The organism is Nocardia sp. NPDC058497, from assembly GCF_042720195.1.
Classification (GTDB): domain Bacteria; phylum Actinomycetota; class Actinomycetes; order Mycobacteriales; family Mycobacteriaceae; genus Nocardia.
The window spans coordinates 4,408-8,542 of record NZ_JBHXMY010000238.1 but is presented as its reverse complement, the minus strand read 5'-3'; the positions used below and the strand labels follow the sequence as shown (position 1 = coordinate 8,542).

Annotated in this window: 4 protein-coding genes; 1 reads left to right on the top strand and 3 read right to left on the bottom strand. The window is 70.8% G+C overall.

The features are described from left to right. Positions 1–37: 37 nt before the first annotated feature. A complete protein-coding gene (locus ACFWPJ_RS17415; protein ID WP_378852483.1) occupies positions 38–664 on the bottom strand; it encodes a winged helix-turn-helix transcriptional regulator in 627 nt (208 codons plus the stop codon). 81 nt (positions 665–745) lie between these two features. Here ACFWPJ_RS17415 and ACFWPJ_RS17410 point away from each other — a divergent pair, with 81 nt between their 5' ends. Continuing rightward, the gene (locus ACFWPJ_RS17410; protein WP_378852481.1) at positions 746–1,666 is read left to right on the top strand and encodes an alpha/beta fold hydrolase; all 921 of its coding nucleotides are present in this window, start codon (positions 746–748) and stop codon (positions 1,664–1,666) included. A gap of 127 nt (positions 1,667–1,793) precedes the next feature. On the opposite strand, the gene ACFWPJ_RS17405 is transcribed toward ACFWPJ_RS17410, so the two are convergent. Both ACFWPJ_RS17405 and ACFWPJ_RS17400 read right to left on the bottom strand, forming a co-directional pair. Then, positions 1,794–3,182, bottom strand: coding sequence for an ABC1 kinase family protein (locus ACFWPJ_RS17405; protein WP_378852479.1), 1,389 nt, complete (start codon positions 3,180–3,182; stop codon positions 1,794–1,796). A 113-nt stretch (positions 3,183–3,295) separates the two neighbouring features. Continuing rightward, a complete protein-coding gene (locus ACFWPJ_RS17400; protein WP_378852478.1) occupies positions 3,296–4,069 on the bottom strand; it encodes a sporulation protein in 774 nt (257 codons plus the stop codon). Positions 4,070–4,135: the final 66 nt, after the last annotated feature.

The window sequence follows — 4,135 nt, the reverse complement described above, 5'->3', positions numbered from 1 at the left end:
CGTGGCTCGGACACCGCGCGCCTGAGGGATTGGCCCGTCAGGCGGCGAAGACGGTGCGGACGAGGGACTCGTCGCCGTCGATCTCGACCAGGCCGAGCGCGCGAGCGTCGCTGAGGGTGACGGCGCCGGCGGCAAGGCCGAGGATGTAGGCGGGCTCGGCGCGGACGGTGGCGTCGAGGTCGCGGCCGTCATGCGGGCCGACTTCGAAGCCGGATTCCGTAGCGCGGAGCTGCAAGGGCTCGTCGCCGATTTCGAGGCCGACCGTCGCCGAGGGGCGCGCCTCGACCCGGGCGCCGAGCAGGGCGGGGACGGCCAGGGCGAGCCACCCGGGGCGGAAGGAGTCGCCCTCGGGGCCGCGGACCATCAGCGGAGTGGACCAGCGGATCAGGCTCTCGATCGGCTCACGCAGCTCGGCGCCCCACGGCGTCAGGGCGTACTCGACCACGTTGCCTTCGCCGGCCAGTCGCCGTTCGACCACGCCCGAGGCTTCGAGGTCGCGGAGCCGGTCGGCGAGCAGGTTGGTCGCGATTCCGGGGAGGCCGTCGATCAGGTCCCGGTAGCGGGCGGGGGCGATGAGGAGCTGGCGGACGATGAGCAGGTTCCATCGGTCGCCGACGACCTCGAGTGACCGGGCGAGCCCGCAGTACTGGCCGTAACTACGCATCGTATTCCTTGGTGCTTGACTATTTACAGCGTGCTTGAGAAACTCAAGTCTATCGCAGGTTCGAGCCGAGAGGGGGCCGCCATGGCCGATATCACCGAGAGTGTGCGGCCCGCATGGGTCGACGACGACCTGTTCCCGTTCGAGAGCCGCTTCGTCGATATCGACGGGCACACCGTGCATTACGTCGATGAGGGGTCGGGTCCCACACTGCTGTTCCTGCACGGCAACCCGACCTGGTCGTTCCTCTGGCGCGACGTGATCCGCGCGCTGCGCGACGACTTCCGGTGTATCGCCCTCGATTACCCGGGGTTCGGGCTGTCCACGCCGAGGACCGGCTACCGGTACCTGCCCGAGGAGCACGCAGAGGTGGTCACCGCGTTTGTCGACGCACTCGACCTCGAGCAGATCACTCTGGTCGGGCAGGACTGGGGCGGCCTGATCGGCCTGGCGGCGGCGCAGCGGCGGCCAGGCGTCTTCGATCGGCTGGTGCTCGCCAACACCTGGGCCTGGCCGGTCAACGGCGTCCTGCACTTCGAGGCCTTCTCTCGCATCATCGGCGGACCTCCGGGCCGCTTCCTGGTCCGGCGGCTCAACCTCCTCGTCAACACCTTCATCCCCACAGGCCACCGAAGGCGGAAGCTGACCGCAGCCGAGATGACCCACTACCGCCGGGCGCTGGACACCCCCGAGCGGCGCCAGGCCTCCGCAGTACTCCCGGGCAGGACCCTCGCCAGCCGGGACTTCTTCGTCGAGGTCGAGGCCGGGCTTGCGGACCTCGCCCACCTGCCGACGCTGATCGTGTGGGGTGACGCTGACATCGCCTTCCGCCCCCAGGAGCGCGACCGTCTGGAAGCCACCTTCCCCGAACACAAGACCGTGATCGTCGAGGGAGCCGGAACCTACGTGGAGTCCGACGCGCCCGAGGAGTTCGTCGCCGCGATCCGCGACTGGGCGCCGACGCAGGGTGGAGAGGCGAGTCGTGCGGGTGAGGCAGATCTATAGACCACTCTCACCCGCACGGGTCGTGATGGCGCAGAGAAGTCTCGACGGGACACCGCGCTCCTCGCCGAGGCGAGTCGTCGGGTAGCGCCCCCATCGGCGTGCGCGGAAGGTCCCGGTGCACCACGGTTCACAGGCCAACGGCGGCTGCGGTTTCGGGGTACCAGCGGGTGCATTCCGCGCGCAGCGGCACCTCGGTCTGGAGCTGGCACAGGACCGCGACGCCGCCGAGGAAGGAACGCAGGATCGGGGTGTGGTCGGGCGGCATCGTCAACTGGCGCAAGATGTTCGACAGGCGCAGGTCGGTGGCCAGGCGGACCTGCTCGCGCAGCCAGTCGGCCGAGAGCGGGTAGGTGGGGGCCAGCAGGGCGTCGCGGACGGGTTGCAGGCGGGCGGCGACGGTGGCGATGTCGAGTTCGCGGCCGGGGGCGACGAAACCGTGGCGGCGGATGGCGGCCTCGAGATCGGCCGGGGAGTCGGCGATCACGGCCGCGCACACGTCACCGGCGACGTCGAGGAAGGCGGCGGGCCACGGGGTGCACGCGCCGAAGTCGACGACGCCGAGACGGCCGTCGGGCATGCGCAGGAAGTTGCCGGGATGCGGGTCGCCGTAGACGAGGGCGGCGCGGGCCGGTGCGGAGAACAGGAAGCGCAGGATCAGCACGCCGAGCCGGTCGAGTTCGGCGGCCTCGCCGCGGGCGATCAGCCGGGTCAGCGGGGCGCCGTCGAGCCATTCGGTGACCAGGACGTCGCCGCGCTGGGCGATCACGCGGCTGACCACCACGTCCGGATCGCCCTCGAAGGCGAGGGCGAACGCACGCTGGTTGGCCGCTTCCCTGGCGTAGTCGAGTTCGGCGTGGATCTCGTCGCACAGCGCCTCGATCACCGGGCGGGTGTCGGCGCCGGGCAGCAGCGCGGTGAACAGCGGGGTGGCGCGGCGCAGGGCCTGCAGGTCGGCCAGGACGGCACGGCGGGCGCCGGGGTACATCACCTTCACGGCCACCGGCGTGCCGTCGTGCCAGTGTGCGCGATGGACCTGGCCCACCGAGGCCGCTGCCGCCGCGCGGTCGTCGAAGTCGAGGAACAGCGAGCGCCAGTCGTCGCCGAGATGCGCGGCCAGCTCGGCGTGGACGGCGCCGGGCAGCATGGCGGGGGCCGAATCGTGCAGGCGCGCAAGGGCTTGGCGATACGGCTCGGCCAGGTCGGGGGCCAGGCCCAGTTCGAGCAGGCCGAGCAGCTGGCCCAGTTTCGCGACGCAGCCTTTCAATTCGCCGAGTACCTGGAACAGATGCTCGGCGGTCCTGGTGCGGATATCGCGTTCCACGTCCTCGGCATTGCGGCCGACGGCACGCTTGCCGAGTCCGGCGATGCGTCGCCCCGCATAGGCGACGGGCACCGCGGCGAGCCGGGCGCTGCGGGCGACCTTACCGGTGGGCGGATTACCGATCCGCCGATCATCGGGCGATGTCGCGCGGCGAGCGAACGGCATCACCCGGCCCTCTGCGTCCCGTCCGGCCATGTCCACCTCGCTGTCCACCGACGCCCGCCACTGCTGTGACTGCCCACCCGTCGGCTCAGTGCCTCGCAAGAGGCTACCAAGCGGCCGGGTGGACCCGGTGGGCTTACGGCCTCTCAGCCGAGTGCGCCGATCCCTCCCAGGGTGCGGTGGATCTCGGCGGTCCAGTCCTGCGCGGCCAGGCGCGAGTAGTCGACCCAGAACATCCCGATCCCGTCGCGGTCCTCCCGGAACCAGCCACCCTCGATATCGGCCTCGAGCACGACGCTCATGCCCTGCTCCGCGGCGACGAAGGTGAGCTCGAGCTGGTTGACCCGCGGAAAGTGGTGCGAGCGGCCGAACTCGATCTCCTGATAGAACGGCAGCCGCTGCGGCGTGCGGGCGATCCGGCCTGCCTCCACATCGGTGCGGAGCAGCCCGAAACCCATGCGCCGCACGGCATCGAGCACGACGTGCTGGGCGGGCAGCGCCCCGATCCCGATCGGATCGGTGTCAGTGGCGTCGACGGCGCCGTGGATGTCGACGACGGTGCGCAGCGCGACCGCGGCACCCGGCAGGTGGTGGCCGTCGAAGAAGGTGATCGGTGTCTCGAACGGAACCGGTGCGGCGAAACGCAATTCGGCCACCGTGCCGGCGATCAGGGTGAATGGCCCGGCGACACCGACCCGGCCGAAGCCCAGGTCGGCGATGCGCTCCTCGCCGTCGGAATACTCCCGCTCCACGCGGGTGATGAACTCGACCGCCACGTGTCCGATCGCCTGGTCGACACGGCCGCCGCGCAACCGGATCACACCCTCGACGAGTCCGCCGGGTTGCACACCGGGCGTGAACAATTCGGTTTCGACCTCGGCACCACCGACACCGGCCGCGGCCAGCATTTGCTTGAACATGCGAGCAGTCTGGGGGGGGGGGGGGTGGGTGAGGGGGGGGTGGGGGCGGGGGGTGTGTGAGAGGAT